Below are 13,821 nucleotides of genomic sequence, written 5' to 3' on the forward strand. Positions count from 1 at the left end.
AGCTGATCCCGATGAACGAGCCGGTCGGGGCGACTTGAGGAGGGAGGGCCCTCTCAAACTCGAGCGTGGGGCCCATCGTCGCCGAATGCATGCCGCGCCGCCGGCGAGTTTTTCAACGGAATCGGTCAAATAAGGCCTCGCAACGAGCAGCCCACCCTCATCGTCCGGGGTTGCATCTCGCCCCTAGCGCTCCTAGATGAGAGATGCCGTCCAGCGACGAGGGTCGCGGGTCGGCCGATGGAGATTGGATGTCGGAGCTTGTGTGATACGGCTCTCCGGTTCTCGGAGAGCCTCGTGACTTCGAAGCCGCCGGGTGCCCGCGTGCCCCGGGGTGTTTCTTCATGTCCGTCACACGAGACTTCCATGAACATCTCTCGAAACGAACAACGTGCTCTGCACGTGCTGGCCCTCGGTGGCCACATCCTCCACGAGCGCGACGACGGCCCCAAGATCACCTCCGTGACCTGCGTCACGCGCGAGGGCATGATTCTCGCCGATTTCGACGCGACCGTCTTCGAACGCCTACGCCGCAAGCGATTGATCGAATCGCGATCGGGCAGCCCCTATCGGATCTCGAGACGCGGCCGCGTCTCCGTCCGCGCCCAGCTCGACAACCAGGGAGGTTCGTCATGTTGATCCGCGACGAAACATCCGGCGACGTCTCGGCCATCGGCCGGGTCGTCACCGAAGCCATGCGGCTCCTGCCGCAGGCCACGGGCACCGAGGCGGCGATCGTCGAGAGGCTTCGCGCCGACGACGCGCTCCTGCTCTCGCTCGTGGCCGAGGAGGACGGCGAGGTGATCGGTCATCTCGCCGCCTCGGCGGCGCGCATCGGGACGCAGGAGGGTTGGGGGCTGATCGGGCCGCTCGCCGTCCTGCCGGCCCGGCATGCCCAGGGCATCGGCTCGGCGCTGATGGCGGAGGCGCTCCGCCGTCTGCGGGCGACCTGCCGGGGCGCGGCGCTGGTCGGCGATCCCGGCTATTATGGCCGGTTCGGCTTCCGCGCCTTCCCCGGCTTCGGCGTCGCCGGCTGTCCGCCGGAGGTGGTTCAGGCCCTCCCCTTCGACGGCGTCGCGCCGCGCGGGGAGCTGATCCATCATCCGGCCTTCGGCCTCGATCAGGCGGAGTGACGGGAGGTCGGGCCGCCGCTCGCCAGGGCGCGGCCCGACTTCGACCCTGAACGCGACACGGCGGCCTCAGCGCGCCAGCGCCCAGAGACGATCGAGATCGACGTGATCGGCCACATGCGCGGCGAGCGCGTCGAGCGTCGCCTCGACGCGGGCCTCGTAGGCGAGATCCGACGTCGCCGCGCCGAGCCGCTCGAGGAAGGCGCCGCGCGCCCGATCGTCGGCGAAGAGGCCGTGCACGTAACAGCCGGAGACGCAACCGTCGGGGCGCGTCGCGCCGTCGTCGCGGCCGTCGGCGAAGGTCACCAGGGGCCGAGCGCGATCGGCCCCCGACGTGCGTCCCACATGCATCTCGTAGCCGGCGAAGGGGGCGTTCGAACCGGCGAGTGTGCCGGTCACGCTCTCCAGGCACTTGTCGCCGCCGAGCACGGTCTCGACGTCGAGGAGGCCGAGGCCGGGGACGGAGGTCGGTGGGCCCTCGACGCCGTCGGGGTCGGCGATGGTGCGGCCGAGAATCTGATAGCCGCCGCAGATGCCGAGGACGCGACCACCACGCCGCACATGGGCGAGGATGTCGACGTCCCAACCCTCGCGACGCAGCGCGGCGAGATCGGCGATGGTCGCCTTGGACCCGGGCAGGAGGACGAGGTCGGCCTCGGCCGGGATCGGCTCGCCGGGGCGCAGCATGATCAGGCGGACGCCCGGCTCCTGGCCGAGCGGGTCGAGATCGTCGAAATTGGCGATGTGCGGCAGGCGCGGCACGACGATGGTGGTGGCGCCCTCCCCGGCCGCGCGGCGCTTGTCGAGCACCACCGCGTCCTCGGCCGGGAGAAGCCCCGCGTCGCGGAACCACGGCACGAGCCCGAGTGCCGGCCAGCCGGATTTCTCGGCGATCAGCTCCATGCCGGCGGAAAAGAGCGAGGGGTCGCCGCGAAACTTGTTGACCAGGAAGCCGACCACCATCGCCGCGTCGGCCGGATCGACCACCGCCTTGGTCCCGACCACCTGGGCGATGACGCCGCCGCGATCGATGTCGCCGACCAGGACCACCGGCACGTCGGCCTTGCGCGCGAAGCCCATGTTGGCGATGTCGCCCTTGCGCAGATTGACCTCGGCCGCGCTGCCGGCGCCCTCGACGATCACCAGATCGGCTTCTGCCGCCAGCTTCTCGAAGCTCTCGTGGACGGAGGCCTCGAGGCGCGGCTTCCACGACTGGAACTCGCGCGCCTTGGCATTGCCGATCACCCGGCCCTGGACCACCACCTGAGAGCCGACGTCGGACTGGGGCTTCAACAGCACCGGGTTCATGTGGACCGACGGCGGAACCCTCGCGGCGCGGGCCTGCAGCGCCTGGGCGCGGCCGATCTCGCCGCCGTCGACGGTGACGGCGGCATTGTTCGACATGTTCTGCGGCTTGAAGGGGCGCACCACCAGACCCCGATTCGCGAAGGCGCGGGCGAGGCCGGCGACCAGCAGCGACTTGCCGACGTCGGACCCGGTGCCCTGGAGCATCAGGGCCTTGGCGCGGCGGGAGGTGGACGTCACCATCAGAATTCGATGCCTTGCTGCGCCTTCACGCCGGCGGCGAAATGGTGCTTCACCGCGCCCATCTCGGTCACCAGATCAGCGGCCTCGATCAGCTCGGGCTTGGCGTTGCGGCCGGTGACAACGACGTGGAGGTCGGGACGGCGGTCGCGCAAGGTCGCGACGACGTCGGCGAGCGGCAGATAGTCGTAGCGCAGCGCGATGTTCAATTCGTCGAGGATCACCAGGGCGATCGCGGGATCGGCCATCAGCTCGCAGGCCTTTTCCCAGGCGCGGGTGGCGGCGGCGACGTCGCGGGCGCGGTCCTGGGTCTCCCAGGTGAAGCCCTCGCCCATGGTGTGCCAGGAGACGAGATCGTCGAAGCGCTCGAGCGCGGTACGCTCGCCGGTCGACCACGCGCCCTTGATGAACTGCACCACGCCGACGCGGTGGCCGTGACCGAGCATGCGCAGGGCGAGGCCGAAGGCGGCCGTCGACTTGCCCTTGCCGGGGCCGGTGTTGACGATCAGGAGCCCCTTCTCAGTGATCGTCTTGCCCGCCACCTCGGCGTCCTGGACGGCCTTGCGCGCGGCCATCTTGGCCTTGTGGCGGTCTTCGGGGGTGGGCGTGTCGGTCATGGCGGCCTCGGGGACGGTTGTCGTCCATCCCTGAGACCACGGACGCGGGGCGTGTGCAAGTGCGGACGAGGCGACGGAGCGGATCCCGATCCGCCCCGCCTCTTCCCCTCAGCCGAACTTGTAGAGCACGCCGTAGCCGCCGCGCGGGTAGTTCCAGGTGATCTCGCCGGACGCCTCGCACAGCACGCGGCAGGTGCCGCATTCCATGCAGCCGTCGGGGGTGACGTCGACCTGGCCCTTCTCGTTCAACTCGTAGCACTTGGCCGGGCAGATCGTGGTCAGCGCCATGAGATTGGCCGACGGCTTCTCATGGACGGCGACGGTGATGTGGGGGCGCCCCGCATCGACCAGATAGCGATTCTGAAAGAGCTTGTCCTCGACACGCACGGCGATCGTCATGGGTCCGTCCTTTCCGATGACTGTGCGAGCGCCGGGGCGTCTCGCGGGCTTCGATCGGGCGCGCGCGGCGCCTCCGGGGTTTGTCGAAAAGCCGACCTCGGATCGGCTCTCCGGGAGAGCAATGCGAAAGGCGTGCCGAACGGGCCGAGGTCCGTCCGGCGGGCAATCAGCGCCAGGCGAAGGCGAGGCGGACCGCGTCGGAGATCAGGCCGATGCGCGAGCGCTTCTCGATGAAGGCACGGCTGGTGCGCTTCTCCTTCTCGAGCTTCGACGTGCCGTCGACGCGCAGGAAGTTCTGCGCCGCCTGGCTGACGAGCTGGGGGTAGCTCAGGAAGAAATTCGACGAGTTGGTGTGAAGAAGACCGGGCATATCCTTGTACTTCTTCAGATCCTTCATCAGGAAGCTGTCGTCGAGGAGCTGCTTGTAGAGCTTCAGGTGCTCCTTGGTCATCGGATCGCGGGCGGCCTTGATCCGGTGGATCGCCTCGCCGGCGAGACGGCCGGAGGTCATGGCGAGGTTGGACCCCTCGCGATGGATGGCGTTGTTGAAATGCGCCGCGTCGCCGACCACGACCCAACCGTCGCCGAAGAGCTGCGGGATCTCCTTGTAGCCACCCTCCGGGATCAGGTGGGCGGCGTATTCCTTACATTCCGACCCTTCGAGCAGCGGCGCGATCGAGGGGTGGTTCTTGAAGCCCTCGAGCATGGCGTAGGGGCTCTCGCGGGTCTCGGCGAAGTCGGAGACCAGACAGCCGAGCCCGACCGAGATGCTCTCCTTGTTGGTGTAGAGGAAGCCGAGGCCGGTCATGCCCTTGGAGAAGGTGCCGACCATCTCGATGACGACGCCTTCGTCGCCCTTGACGTTGAAGCGGCTCTCGATGGTCTCGGCCGGCAGGAAGTGCATCTCCTTGACCGCCAGCGCCACGGTCTCGGGCTTCGGCGAGGTGCGCAGGCCCGAGCGGGGACCGAGCAGGCCGTTGATGCCCTCGGCGAGCACCACCACGTCGGCGAAGACGGCGCCGCCCTTGCGGTCGGTCTTGACGCCGAGCACCTTGCCCTGATCGTTCTGGATCAGCTCGGTGACGGTGGTCTCGGTCAGAAGCGTCACGCCCATGTCGCGGCACTTGCGCGAGAACCACTTGTCGAACTGCGCCCGCACGATGGTGTAGCGGTTGGGCTTGTCCTCGTTGAAATCCTCGGAGCGGTAGTGCATGCCGGTGTGGGACTTGTCGTCCATCATCCAGAAGCGCTGTTCCACCAGATGGCGCTCGAGCGGGGCATCCTCGCGGAAATCGGGAATGATCTTCTCGAGCATGGACGCGTACATGATCGCGCCCTGGACGTTCTTGGAGCCCGGATATTCACCGCGCTCGAGCTGCAGCACCTTGAGGCCACGGGAAGCCATGGTGTAGGCGGCGGCGTTGCCGGCCATGCCCGCGCCCACGACGATGGCGTCGAATTTTTCCTCGATCATCGGTCGATCTCCTGAGCGCGGGTTCAGCCGGCGAGCTTGTCGCGGTTGTGGGGCGAGAGGCGGCGGGTGAAGGCTTCGGTCAGCGCCGGCAGGAAGCGCACCGCGTCGGTGACGACGCCGACATGGGCGAAGTCGAAGATCGGGGCGTTCTTGTCGGTATTGACGGCGACGATCAGGTCGGCGCCCTCGACGCCGACCCGGTGCTGGATCGCGCCGGAGATGCCGGCGGCGATGTAGAGCTTCGGCCGGATGGTCTTGCCGGTCTGGCCGATCTGACGTTCGGCCGGCATCCATCCCTTCTGGACCAGCGGGCGCGAGCAGCCGTATTCGGCGCCGAGCGACTTCGCCAAGTTCTTGACCAGCTGCATGTTCTCGACCGCGCCCATGCCGAGGCCGCCGGCGACGACGATGTCGGCATAGGCGAGGTTGACCTTGCCGGCCTGACGATCGGCGACGAAGTTCAGGATCTTCGTCACGATGTCCTCTTCCGCCATGTTCAGCGGATGCATCACGACCTTGCCGATCGGCTTGTCGGTGCGGGCCGGCATCGACATGACGCGGGGGCGGACGGTCGCCATCTGCGGGCGGAAGTTCAGCGTGTAGATCGTGCAGAGCAGCGAGCCGCCGAAGGTCGGCCGGGTCGCTGCGAGCGACTTGTCGGCGTCGACGGCGAGTTCGGTGCAGTCGGCGGTGAGGCCGGTCAAGAGCGTCGTCGCCACCGAGCCGGCGAGGTCGCGGCCGAGCGTGGTGGCGCCGAGCAGCAGGATCTCGGGCTTGTAGGTGTTGACGAGATCGGTCAGGCCCTTGGAGAAGGGCTCGTTGCGATAGTCGGCGAGAAGCTCGTCCTCCATCAGATAGACGAGATCGGCGCCGTGGGCGAAGGTCTCGGCGATGGCGTGGTTCGTCCCCTCGCCCTTGGGGCCGAGGATGGCGCCGGCGAGTTCGACCCCGAGTTGGTCGGCGAGCTTGCGGCCCTCGCCGAGCAACTCGTAGGAGACGGGATGGACCACCCCGCGCTCGGCCTCGATGAACACCCAGACGCCCTTGTAGGCCTTGAAGTGCTCGGGCAGTTCCTTCTTCATGCCGGCGCGGCCGCCTGCGGCGGGAGCGGGCTTCGCGGGTTCGTTGGCCATGGTTTCCCCTCCCCGGCTCAGAGCGTCTGGTGAAGTTCGACGAGTTCGGTCTCGAGCGCCGGCAGCGTCCCGAAGATCGTCTCGATGAGCGCGTCGGCGGTGTCGATCGCCGCCGGCCGGATCTCGATCTGCTCGGCCTTCTCGGCGCGGGCGGCGGGCGCGAAGACGCGCTTGACCACCGTCGGCGAGCCGCGCAGGCCGCATTTGAGGATGTCCTCGATGCCGGCGTCCTTGGCCGACCAGATCACCAGATCGCTGCGGGCGGCGCGCAGCGCGTCGGCCATCGAGCCGCGGCGCATGTCGTTGGTGCCCTCGAGCATGGTGATCAGCACCGGCAGCTTGGTCTCGAGCACCTGGACGCCGCCCTCGGAGCGGCGCTCGACGGTGATCTTGCCGCCGTCGAGATCGAGTTCGGCGATCTTGGAGACGTAGGTCAGCTGCAGAAGGCTCTGCCGCTTGGCGATGCCGGGGCCGACCTGGGCGGTGTCGCCGTCGATGGTCTGCTTGCCCGTGAAGACGATCTCCGGCTTGCCGTAGACCTCGCCGATCTTCTCGATCGCGGCGGCGAGCGCGTAGGAGGTCGCCAGCGTGTCGGAGCCGGCGAAGAAGCGATCGGTCAGGAGCACCGCGCGGTCGGCGCCGAAGGTCAGCGCCTTGCGCAGGGAATCCTCGGCCATCGGCGGGCCCATGGTGAGCACCGTGACCTCGCCGCCGTGTTTGTCGCGCAGCCGCAGAGCCTCTTCCAGGGCGAACAGATCATAGGGATTGATGATCGTAGGCACGCCCTGGCGCATGATCGTGTTGGTGACGGGATGGACGCGGATCTGGGCGCTGTCCGGAACCTGCTTGATGCAGACGACGATGTGCATGCCGCCTCTCCTCGTACGTTCGTCGCCGGTCGCGAGTGGACCACCGGCCTGTCGAGGGGACATACGCATGGGTCGTGCCAAATGAAAAAGCGGCGGAAAACCGCCGCATTTCGCATGTGTACGTGTTTTTTCGGAGGAGCAGGACAGAGCGACATTCGCAACGAGCGTGTCGCAAATCCGACAGATCGACGCTCAGCGCTTGCGGCGCGCGTCGGCGATCGCCTGACGGAAACCGTCGGCGTCGAGACCGCCGGGGAACACGAAGGAGCCGATCACGAAGGCCGGCGTGCCGGGGAAGCCGAAGGCCTCGGCCTGGGCGCCGTTGCGGGCGACGAGGGCGTCGAAGGCGGCGGTCTCGGCGGCCATGTCGGTGTCGAGACGGGCGCGATCGAGGCCGGCGGCGGCGATCTCGGCGTCGAGACGGGCGGTATCGAGGCGCTTCGGCACCGCCATCAGGCGATCGTGGAGCGCGGCGAGCCGGTTCTGACGGCGAGCGCTCCAGGCGGCGCGGGCGGCGGCGGTGGAAAGATCGCCGAAGATCGGCCAATCCTTCAGGAGAATGGCGACCTTGCCGTCCTTGCGCGCGACCTCGTTCAGGATCGGCTCGACCTTCTTGCAGAAGGGGCACTGATAGTCGAACCAGACCGCGACCGCGACGTCGCCCTTCGGATTGCCGAGGACGGGCACGTCGGCGTCGGCGAAGACGTCGGCGGGATCGACGGCGGCGTGGGACGGACGGGCGCCGAGGGCGGCGAGGCCGAGGCCGGCTCCGAGGGCGAGAAGGGTACGGCGCGACGGATCGGCGACGGCGATGGCGGGGACGCGGGCCAAGAGAAACACTCCATGGAGGGATCGCGACAGGCTATGCCGCGTCGCAGCATTCGGCCAATGACTTTGCCGTGACGCGCGAGTGAGCGTCAGGGTTGCGGCAGCCACGAAAATCCATGATAGTGCCCATATGGACACTTTGATGGACGAAACCGGAGCCCGCCTCGCCCGCCGCATCCGTCTGGAACGCGACGCGCGGGGGTGGTCGCTCGCCGATCTCGCCGAGCGCTCGGGGGTCGCCAAGGCGACGATCGGCAAGATCGAGCGCGAGGAGGCGAGCCCGACGGCGGTGATCCTGGTCAAGATCGCCGCCGCCTTCGACCTCACCCTGGCCGGCCTCCTGACGCGGGCGGAGACCGGGGGCGAGCGGATCTGTCGCGCCGCGAACCGCGCCGAATGGCGCGATCCCGACACCGGCTATGTCCGTAGTCAGACCTTCCGCCATCCCGATCATCCGATCGAGCTGGTCGAGGTGAGCCTGCCGGCCGGGCGTTCGGTGACGCTGCCGGCGGCCTCTTATGCCCACATCCGCCAAGTGGTGTGGGTGCGCGAGGGGGTTCTCACCCTGATCGAGGGCGGGAAACGTTGCGACCTCGCGCCCGGCGACGCCTACGGCTTCGGCCCGCCCGCCGACACCACCTTCGCCAACGAGACCGCCCTGCCCGTGACCTATGTGGTCGCGCTCGCTCGGAGTTGACCCGATGTCCGACATCCGCATCGAAGCCCTCGCCGACACCCCGGCCGTCCGCGCCGCCTTGACCGATCTCCTGATCGAGACCGTGGCGGCGGGCGGCTCGGTCAGTTTCATGCATCCGCTGGAGCGCGAGCGGGCCGACGCCTTCTGGGCGGGATCGCTTGCGGCGGCGGGCCGGGGCGAGCGGATCGTCTTCGGCGCCTTCGACGGCGACGGCGACGTCCCGGTGGCGACGCTGACGCTCCTGCTCGAATGCCCGCCGAACCAACCGCACCGGGCCGAACTCGCCAAGATGATGACGCGGCCCTCCCATCGCGGGCGCGGGCTCGCCATGGCGCTGGTCCGGACGGCGGAGCGGGAGGCGGTCGCGCGCGGCAAGACGCTCATGGTCCTCGACACGGCACGCGACGAGGGCGCCGCCGGGCTCTACGAGAAGGCGGGCTTCGTCTATGCCGGCGAGATCCCCGACTATGCGCTGAAACCGCACGGCGGGCTGACGGGCACGCTGATCTATTGGAAGCGGATCGGCGCGGCGGCCTGAGATCCGGCCCCGTCCCTCACCCTCTCCCGCCCTCGGCGAGGAAGGCGTGGAAGGCGGCGGCGGTGCGGCTCGGGGTGCGGGCGGCGTGGCGCAACAGGTGGAAGGCGCGTTCGACCAGATCGGGGCCGAGGGCGACCAGAGCGCCGGCGGCGATGGCCGGTTCGGCGACCAGCGACGACAGCGCGGTGACGCCGCCGCCGGCCATCACCGCCTCGAGGATCGCCTCGTTGGAGGGAAGTTCGAGCACCACACGGAGCCGGTCGACGGCGACGCCGCGGCGGTGGAGCGCGGCGGCGAGTTCCGAGCGGGTGCCGGACCCGCCCTCGCGCAGGACCCAGTCGAAGGTCTCGAAATCGGCGGGATCGATCTCGCCACGACCGGCGAAGGAACGGCCGGCGAGACGATGACCGGGCGCGGCGACCAACACCAGACGATCGTGATCGACGGTGAGCCGCTTCAGCGACGGCGTGGCGATCTCGCCCTCGACCAGGCCGATCTCGGCGAGGCCGTCGTCGATGGCCGCCGCGACGGCGGCGGTGTTGGCGATGCCGAGGCGGAACTCGACGTCGGGGTGGCGGGCGCGAAAGCGGACCAGCCGTTGCGGCAGCCAATGGGTGGCGATGGTGTGGCTGGCGCGGATCTCCAGCGGGCCGGCGATGCGGCCGGAAATCTCGGCGAGGCGGCGGCCGGCGGCCTCGGCGCGGGCGAGAACGGCGCGGGCCTCGTCGAGGAAGAGGCGGCCGACCTCGGTCAGAACGACGCGCCGCCCGACCCGATCGAACAGGCGGACGGCGTGGCGCTCCTCGAGGGCGCGAACGGCGGCGCTCACCGTCGACTGGGTCAGACCCAGTTCGACGGCGGCGCGGGTGACGTGCTCGCGCTCGGCGACGGCGACGAAGATGCGGAGTTGCTCGAGCGTCATCGTGGTCCGTGGGGTGGAAGGTGGAGCGGCATGGGGGTCATCCGATGGTGATCACCAGCAGGAGAGCGGAAGCCGAGACGAAGATCCAGGCGGCGGCGCCGAGGATCAAGGGGCGAAGACCTTCGGCGGCGAGACGGCGCACGTCGGTCAGAAGCCCCATCGCCGCCAGCGCCGTCGACAGGAGGAAGGTGGTGGTGGTCGCGGCGACGCCGAGGAAGGGACGCGGCCATTCGACGAGGCTGCCGAGCCCGACCAGTCCGACGAAGCCGAGGACGAACCACGGGAACGGCACCCGCGCCCGGGTTCCCGCGACCTCGGCGCGGCGGCGGGCGAGGAGCCCGAGGCCGATCACCACGGGGGCGAGCAGGATCACCCGGGCGAGTTTGGCGATGGTGCCGTATTCGCCGGCGGCGTCACCGCCTTGAAAGGCGGCGGCGACCACCTGGGCGATCTCGTGGACGCTCGCCCCGACCCAGAGGCCGTAGGCATGGGGCGCCAGGGCGAGCCCATGGCCGGCGATCGGCATCAGCACCATCGACAGCGAGCCGAACAGCGTCACCGTCGCCACGGCATAGGCGACGTCGGCCTCCTCGGCGCGGGTGACGGTGTTGGTGGCGACCACGGCGGAGGCGCCGCAGATCGAGGTGCCGGCGGCGATCAGCTCGGCGAGCTGCGGCCGCACGCCGAGGCGCCGGCCGAGCCAGACGGTGAAGGCGAAGGTCGCGACCAAGACCGTCGCCACCACCATGAAGCCGCGCGCGCCGACCTCGAACAGGCGCGTCGCCGTCACCTGGAAGCCGAGCAGGACGATCGCCAGCCGCAAGAGGCGGCGCATGGCGAAGGCGACCCCGCCGGCGAAGGCATGCGGCAGGCCGACGGTGTTGCGGATCGCCATGCCCAAGCCGATCGCCAGGATCATCGGCGACACCGCCGCGAGGCTCGGCAGGCGGCGCAACGCGACGGCGAGGCCGGCGACGCCGACCGCGAGGGCGAGGCCGGGCAGGACGCCGCCGACGCGGCGAAGCCCCTGATGGAACGGTGGGACGGTGGCGGACAGGGACATGAACGACCTCGTGGACGATCTAGGGACGGGGACCCCATCCATGAGAAATTCCACTTCATCGTTCCAATTGATAAGTTCGATCCATTCGTTCGTCAAAAACGAACGAATGGATCGAGATCTCGCGCGGCGCGAACGAGCCGGTTCGCGGCTGCGAAACCCGCGCCCGGCGGCGGCGTCACGCCTTCGGCGGGATCGGCGCCAGGATCTCGTCGAAAGAGACGAAGGCCTCGCCGGGCTTCACCGGGCGGGAGGGGTCGTGGTCCTTCAACACCTTGAAGACGCGTTCCTTCAAGGGCGAGGAGGTGACGAAGTCCTCGTAGGCGCGCTCGAGAAAGGTGCGGGCGCGGGCGGCGACGACCCGGTCGGGCATGTCCTCGAGATCCTCGCCGGCGAGATGCTGGCCCATCCGCTTCAAGATGTGGAGACGAGCGGGGCCGAGCACCTTGGGATCGTATTTGACCTTCAGCTCGGTGAAGAAGTCCTCGGCCGAGGAGCAGGCCTTCAGGCGGGCCAGGATGTCTTTGACGACGACGGCATCGTCGAGGGAACAGGACGACTCGGTCATGGGTCTTCTCCTTCACGGCCGAGGCCGGGTGGGCGGATGGTCAATGGGCCGGCGGGATCTCGCGCGTCTCGCCCCTCGCTCCGGAGGGACGGGTCTCGGGCAGCACCTCGAATTCGACGGAGGGACCGGCCTTTCCCGAGAGATGGGCGAGCCGGGCTTCGAGAAAATCGATCCGGTCGACCAAGGTGGCGATCGCCTCGCCGACGGGATCGGGCATCAGATGATGTTCGAGATCGATGCGGCCGGAGATCAGGCGCCGGCCCTCGACCGCCTTGACGATGCGGCCGGGGATGCCGACCACGGTCATCTCCGGGGGCACGTCCTCGATCACCACCGAATTGGCGCCGACTCGGGCGCCGGCCCCGACGGTGATCGGCCCGAGGATCTTGGCACCGGCACCGACCAGCACGCCGTTTCCGAGCGTCGGATGACGCTTGCCCGGCCGCCAGGAGACGCCGCCCAGCGTCACGCCGTGATAGAGCGTGACGTCGTCGCCGATCTCGGCGGTCTCGCCGACCACGACACCGGCGCCGTGATCGATGAAGAAGCGTCGGCCGATGGTGGCGCCGGGGTGGATGTCGACATTGGTCAGAAACCGCCCCAGCCACGACACGAAGCGCCCGGCGAAGCGATGCCCGCGCCGCCACAGGGCATGGGCGATCCGATGCCAGACGATGGCGTGGACGCCGGGATAGGTCAGCACGATCTCGAGGGTGAAGCGGGCGGCGGGGTCGCGCGCCTTCACGCAGGCGACGTCCTCGCGGATCATCGCCCACAGCGACCGTTTCGGCGTCGCCTCGGCGGCCGTCTCGATCAGTCCCGCGTCATAGGGCAAGTCGCTCACGGCGCTCTCCTCGGATTTCCGCGTGGTCTCGGTCATGACCGGGTCCGGAGAGGCGCGACCCCGAAGGGTTCGGCTTCCTCCTCGACCAGCCGCTGGTGCATCTCGACGAGGCGATCGACCGGCAGCGAGCGCTTGGTGCGGACCGCATGGGCCTTCACCTTGGCGAGCAGCTTCGGATAGACGCGATCGTCGAGCTCGACGCCCCGGCTCTCCAGCGCATGAGAAATGGCGACGCGGCCGGAGTGCTTGCCGATGGCGAAGCCGTGGTCGCGGCCGAGCGCGCGTGGGTCGATGCCCTGATAGGTGTCGCGGTTCCACAGGAGGCCGGCGACGTGGATGCCACTCTCGTGGGTGAAGACGTCGCCGCCGATCACCGCCTTCTGCGGATGGATCGGCCGACCCGAGGCGGTCGAAACCACGGCGGCGAGATCGCAGAGGCGGGACGGCGCGACGCCGGAGGGGTAGCCGAGCCGATCGAGCGCCAGCACCATCTCCTCGAGCGCGGCATTGCCGGCGCGCTCGCCGATGCCGCCGACCGTCACCGAGACGTGACGGGCGCCGGCGCGCACGGCGGCGAGCGCATTGGCGGTGGCGAGGCCGAGATCGTCGTGGGTGTGGATCTCGAGCGGCAGATCGGTGCCGGCAACGAGGCGGGCGACGAGATCGTGGGTGGCGAACGGATCGAGCACGCCGACGGTGTCGGCGAGGCGGACGCGGAAGGCGCCGAGCCGCTCCACCGTCTCGATGACGCGGGCGAGGTGGTCGACGTCGGCGCGTGAGGCGTCCTCGCAGCCGATCGCCACCTCGAAGCCGCGATCGAGCGCCTCGGCGACGGTGCGTTCGGTCCGGGCGAGCGCCGTGACGCGATCGATGCCGAGCTTCGCCGAGAGTTGGACGTCGGAGACGGGGAGCGACAGATTGACCGCCGAGACGCCCGCCGCCCGCGCCGCGTCGAGATCGGCCCGGGTCATGCGGCACCAGGCGAGCACCCGCATGGGGAGCCCGGCCTCGGCGATCGCCCGGATCGCCGCCTGTTCCTCCGCCCCCATCGCCGGGGTGCCGGCCTCGATCTCGGGGATGCCCGCTTCCGCCAGACCTTCCGCGATCTCGAGCTTTTCGGCGGCGGAGAAGGCGACGCCGGGCGCCTGCTCGCCGTCGCGCAGCGTCGTGTCGTTGAGGAAGACGCGGGGCGTCATGAGC

The 13,821-nt window shown here is 69.4% G+C and carries 16 protein-coding genes; 4 read left to right on the plus strand and 12 right to left on the minus strand.

The window, feature by feature from the left end:
- Nucleotides 1-363 precede the first annotated feature (363 nt).
- Nucleotides 364-636, plus strand: coding sequence for a YjhX family toxin (locus J3S89_RS19875; RefSeq protein ID WP_217930302.1), 273 nt, complete (start codon nt 364-366; stop codon nt 634-636).
- Nucleotides 630-1,130 carry a GNAT family N-acetyltransferase gene (locus J3S89_RS19880; protein WP_217930304.1) on the plus strand — a complete coding sequence of 167 codons (501 nt, stop codon included), beginning with the start codon at nt 630-632 and terminating at the stop codon, nt 1,128-1,130. Before J3S89_RS19875 ends, J3S89_RS19880 begins: the two co-directional genes overlap by 7 nt.
- Nucleotides 1,131-1,196: 66 nt before the next feature.
- On the opposite strand, the gene J3S89_RS19885 is transcribed toward J3S89_RS19880, so the two are convergent.
- From J3S89_RS19885 to J3S89_RS19915, 7 genes are all read right to left on the minus strand, one after another.
- Entirely contained in the window at nt 1,197-2,639 is a 1,443-nt protein-coding gene (locus J3S89_RS19885; RefSeq protein WP_217930569.1) for a cobyric acid synthase, read from the minus strand.
- Nucleotides 2,640-2,674: 35 nt separating this feature from the next.
- Complete coding sequence (gene cobO, locus J3S89_RS19890) at nt 2,675-3,289, minus strand: cob(I)yrinic acid a,c-diamide adenosyltransferase (protein WP_217930306.1); 615 nt, start codon at nt 3,287-3,289, stop codon at nt 2,675-2,677.
- A 108-nt stretch (nt 3,290-3,397) separates the two neighbouring features.
- Nucleotides 3,398-3,688: a ferredoxin family protein gene (locus tag J3S89_RS19895; protein ID WP_217930314.1), complete on the minus strand. Its 291-nt coding sequence runs from the start codon at nt 3,686-3,688 to the stop codon at nt 3,398-3,400.
- A 166-nt stretch (nt 3,689-3,854) separates the two neighbouring features.
- On the minus strand, nt 3,855-5,162 hold the full coding sequence (locus tag J3S89_RS19900; protein ID WP_217930316.1) for an FAD-binding protein: 1,308 nt from the start codon (nt 5,160-5,162) through the stop codon (nt 3,855-3,857).
- A gap of 23 nt (nt 5,163-5,185) precedes the next feature.
- A complete protein-coding gene (locus J3S89_RS19905; RefSeq protein ID WP_217930318.1) occupies nt 5,186-6,295 on the minus strand; it encodes an electron transfer flavoprotein subunit alpha/FixB family protein in 1,110 nt (369 codons plus the stop codon).
- Between the two features lie 17 nt (nt 6,296-6,312).
- Nucleotides 6,313-7,164, minus strand: coding sequence for an electron transfer flavoprotein subunit beta/FixA family protein (locus J3S89_RS19910; RefSeq protein ID WP_217930325.1), 852 nt, complete (start codon nt 7,162-7,164; stop codon nt 6,313-6,315).
- 192 nt (nt 7,165-7,356) lie between these two features.
- Nucleotides 7,357-7,995, minus strand: a complete 639-nt coding sequence (locus J3S89_RS19915) for a DsbA family protein (RefSeq protein ID WP_217930336.1) — start codon at nt 7,993-7,995, stop codon at nt 7,357-7,359.
- 127 nt (nt 7,996-8,122) lie between these two features.
- Between J3S89_RS19915 and J3S89_RS19920 the strand changes: the two genes are divergently transcribed.
- The gene (locus tag J3S89_RS19920; protein ID WP_217930338.1) at nt 8,123-8,689 is read left to right on the plus strand and encodes a helix-turn-helix domain-containing protein; all 567 of its coding nucleotides are present in this window, start codon (nt 8,123-8,125) and stop codon (nt 8,687-8,689) included.
- A 4-nt stretch (nt 8,690-8,693) separates the two neighbouring features.
- Complete coding sequence (locus J3S89_RS19925) at nt 8,694-9,227, plus strand: GNAT family N-acetyltransferase (RefSeq protein WP_217930340.1); 534 nt, start codon at nt 8,694-8,696, stop codon at nt 9,225-9,227.
- Nucleotides 9,228-9,243: 16 nt separating this feature from the next.
- On the opposite strand, the gene J3S89_RS19930 is transcribed toward J3S89_RS19925, so the two are convergent.
- From J3S89_RS19930 to nifV, 5 genes are all read right to left on the minus strand, one after another.
- Nucleotides 9,244-10,149 carry a LysR substrate-binding domain-containing protein gene (locus J3S89_RS19930; protein ID WP_217930342.1) on the minus strand — a complete coding sequence of 302 codons (906 nt, stop codon included), beginning with the start codon at nt 10,147-10,149 and terminating at the stop codon, nt 9,244-9,246.
- Nucleotides 10,150-10,186: 37 nt separating this feature from the next.
- A complete protein-coding gene (locus J3S89_RS19935) occupies nt 10,187-11,212 on the minus strand; it encodes a YeiH family protein (protein WP_217930343.1) in 1,026 nt (341 codons plus the stop codon).
- A 175-nt stretch (nt 11,213-11,387) separates the two neighbouring features.
- Nucleotides 11,388-11,777, minus strand: a complete 390-nt coding sequence (gene nifW, locus J3S89_RS19940; protein WP_217930346.1) for a nitrogenase stabilizing/protective protein NifW — start codon at nt 11,775-11,777, stop codon at nt 11,388-11,390.
- Nucleotides 11,778-11,817: 40 nt separating this feature from the next.
- A complete protein-coding gene (cysE, locus tag J3S89_RS19945) occupies nt 11,818-12,546 on the minus strand; it encodes a serine O-acetyltransferase (RefSeq protein WP_230489162.1) in 729 nt (242 codons plus the stop codon).
- Nucleotides 12,547-12,653: 107 nt separating this feature from the next.
- The gene (nifV, locus tag J3S89_RS19950; protein WP_217930350.1) at nt 12,654-13,817 is read right to left on the minus strand and encodes a homocitrate synthase; all 1,164 of its coding nucleotides are present in this window, start codon (nt 13,815-13,817) and stop codon (nt 12,654-12,656) included.
- Nucleotides 13,818-13,821 lie beyond the last annotated feature (4 nt).

This window comes from Pinisolibacter aquiterrae, from assembly GCF_019160155.1.
Classification (GTDB): Bacteria; Pseudomonadota; Alphaproteobacteria; order Rhizobiales; family Ancalomicrobiaceae; genus Pinisolibacter; species Pinisolibacter aquiterrae.